We start from the raw sequence: 2823 nt of genomic DNA, 5'->3' as shown, positions 1-2823 counted from the left end.
GCGCGGCTTCTTCCCCATGCTCTCCATGATGGACATCATCCTTACCGGGACCGAAGCCCCTGATCAGGGGTGTCCGTCAAAGCGAATCAAGCCCACCCTGGCGTGGTGTCCAGGGGCACCGGGCAGGCCGGAGATCGGAAGTGCAGAGGCTGCGGTGAACGGCTGAGGCTGGCAGCACGGCCTCATGCCGTGTACTGCTCTTCGGCGTGTCGGGCCAGGCAGTGGCGTGTGGACCGCCGATTGCGGATGCGGGTGGCGGCTGTACGGAGCGGTGAGGGTGAAGCCGAGTGCCCCGAGTGCGGGGCCCGGTGGGTGGTCGGCGTTGACCGGCGCTCGAACGCCCGGTACTGCTCGCGGCGGTGCGTTGTGAGGGCCTGGCGGCGCCGCAAAGAAACGCTCGGCGAACGGTCACAGTGACCGTATTGCGAACGGATTATGTGCTCATAAGCTTTCAACTCCGTTCATCTGCAGGTTGATTGTTGTGATCAGTGGATTTTCTGGCTGACTCTGCTGGGCGGAAGCGGGCCCTGTCCCGTCACGGCCGAAGGGCCGTGCCCCGGCCCGCGGTGGGTGGTGAAGTGCCATGCCCGAGGAGATCGAAAAGGCCGACAAGGTCGGCAGCGTCAGCCAGAGCCGCTACGAGCAGATCGTGGCCCAGCTGCGCGAGGTGGTGGCGGCCCAGTCCAGGGGCCAGTTCACGATCGGCGACGGCGCGTTGGAGATCGAGCCGATGCGCGAGGTCGGCGGCAGCCAGTCCGCGCTGCCGGGACAGGACCTGTTCACGGTCAGGCAGTCGCTGGCCCGCCTGGCGGAGGACATCGGCCTGACCTACAAGACGGTCGAAACGCTCAGATGGGTGGCCTCGAAGTGGCCGCAGGCCCGGCGGCAGGCCGGGGTGTCCTGGACAGTCCACCGGATCCTGGCCGGCATAGCCGACGAGCAGGAACGGTTCGCCGCGATCCTCACCCCGCCCCCGGGCAAGAAGCGGTGGACGCCGGACGAGGCGAACCGGCGGGTCGGCCGGCAGGTGGAGAACCCGATCACGCCGCAGGAGAAGATCAGCGCGATCCACACCCTGGCCCGGGACGAGGAGGTCGCCGCGATCGTCACCTCCGACTTCCTGCGGCGCCCGGCGGTAGTCGCCCAGGTCAAGTCGGAAGACAAGGTCCGGGTGGTCGAAGAGCTGACCCGCGACGAGACCGTAGCCGCCGAGGTGACCACCGGCTTGCTGCGGCGTCCGGACGTCGCGTTTAAGGCGATGGCCGACAACGTGGCCCGCCACCAGGTCAACCACGCCCAGGTCGAGCGGGGCCGGCAGGCCCGCGAGCACTTCGAGCAGACCAGCCCCATCGCCCCCGCAGTCCGGCAGATCGACCGGTCAGCGGAGTTCCTGGACCTCGTCACCGCCTGCCACGCGTTCGTCGCTGCCGCCGGCCGGGTCGTCCCGGGCCTGCGGGACCGCCAGCTCAGCGCGGACGAGCAGGCCATCATCCACGAACGGATCGCCGCCTGCCGGGCCACCCTCGACTGGATCGAGACCGCGGTGGACACCGGCAAGGTCGACGTCGACGGCGAGCTGGCCCGACTCCTCCAAGGCGAGTAGCCGTGCCCCGCGCCTCCCAGCGCCGGTCGCCCGCCGCCGAACGGCATGCCGACACCGTCCGGTTCGTCCTCTTCGAGGCCCGCCCGGCCGGTCTGACCTTCGACCAGCTGGTCAGATCCAGCGAGCTGAGCGCGAGCCAGGTCCGCGCCGGACTGGCCTGCCTGCGCGACATCATCGCCGAGCGCGGCTACCCGCCCATGATCTGGACCAGGGCGGACGGCTACAAGTTCTGCTCGGACCCCGTCGAGCTCGAACCCTACGAGCTGGCGGTGATCCGGGAGAAGCTCACCGAGATCCGACGGTTCATCACCGCAGTCGTCGCCCCGCACGCCGTCCTTCAGCCCAAGGGCCGGTGGATCAAGCACCTAAACACCCAGCTGGCTTCGGTCGAGTCCACGCTCGATGTGATCGCCGAGAACGTCAATGCCTGACCAGGCCCGGGTGCCCGACCGCCTCGCGGCCCGGCACCCGGGCCCCTGCCTTGCCGGGAGGGTTCCGTGACCCGTCGCCGCTGCTATCCCTCGGACACCACGAACGCCGAGTGGGCACTGATCGAACCGCTGCTGCCACCGCCGGCCTGTGAGAGCCCGACCGGCGGGCGGCCGGAGAAGCACCCGCGCCGCGAGATCGTCGACGCGATCCGGTACGTCGTGGACACGGGCCAATGCCGTTGTTTGACCTAGTGAAGCATCGCCGGGCTGAGGGTGATGACCTTCTCTCCAACTCGTCGGGTTCCTCGTCTGGCCTGGTCCTTCTTGCGCACGATGTACTGCGAGACCGGATGGCGGGTGTAGCGGTCCGACTCGCGGAGCCGTCGGACGCCGTTGTCGAGCTTGCGTGCGACCTTCGTGGCCATGCGTTTCATGAACTTCCGCAGGTGACGGGTCGATTGCCCGGTCTGGAGCATGACGCTGCGGCGGGCGTGCTTGAGGACCTTGACGAACGAGATACGGTCGGGGTCCAGGCCGTCGCCGTCGGCCAGCCGCATGATGATCCTGCTCAGGCAGTGATGGAGTGTCAGGTGCGCCCATATCTCCTGACGCACCAGTTCTGGGGAGACGGACCGCAGCACCGTGGCCTTGCCGCGCTGGAAGGTCTTCACCTGGCGGAAGGCGGATTCGACCTGTCGGGTAGGTGCGGCGCATTGCTGCGCCGCACCCCCCTCAGAACCGGACTTGCCCGCTTTCCGGGCATCCGGCTCAAGCAGGCCCTGAAGGCCC

Annotated in this window: 2 protein-coding genes and 2 pseudogenes; 3 read left to right on the top strand and 1 reads right to left on the bottom strand. The window is 68.5% G+C overall.

The genetic code is table 11. The features are described from left to right. Window positions 1-583 precede the first annotated feature (583 nt). From ABD369_RS40315 to ABD369_RS40305, 3 genes and pseudogenes are all read left to right on the top strand, one after another. Window positions 584-1603, top strand: a complete 1020-nt coding sequence (locus ABD369_RS40315; RefSeq protein ID WP_344641612.1) for a DUF6192 family protein — start codon at window positions 584-586, stop codon at window positions 1601-1603. 2 nt (window positions 1604-1605) lie between these two features. After that, complete coding sequence (locus ABD369_RS40310; protein ID WP_344641611.1) at window positions 1606-2034, top strand: RacP protein; 429 nt, start codon at window positions 1606-1608, stop codon at window positions 2032-2034. Window positions 2035-2079: 45 nt separating this feature from the next. Then, a pseudogene (locus tag ABD369_RS40305) lies at window positions 2080-2265 on the top strand (transposase); the annotation flags it as partial. Between the two features lie 17 nt (window positions 2266-2282). Here ABD369_RS40305 and ABD369_RS40300 read toward each other — a convergent pair. Beyond that, window positions 2283-2823: pseudogene (locus ABD369_RS40300) on the bottom strand (hypothetical protein); the annotation flags it as partial.

Origin of the sequence: Kitasatospora cystarginea, from assembly GCF_039533515.1 — a bacterium.
GTDB classification, from domain to species: Bacteria; Actinomycetota; Actinomycetes; order Streptomycetales; family Streptomycetaceae; genus Kitasatospora; species Kitasatospora cystarginea.
Note: the sequence above shows the minus strand (reverse complement) of the source record. Positions and strands in the feature narration are given on the sequence as shown.

Coding starts and splice junctions, on each gene's coding strand:
- ABD369_RS40315 (WP_344641612.1), top strand. CDS start 584: ATGCCCGAGGAGATCGAAAAGGCCGACAAGGTCGGCAGCGTCAGCCAG.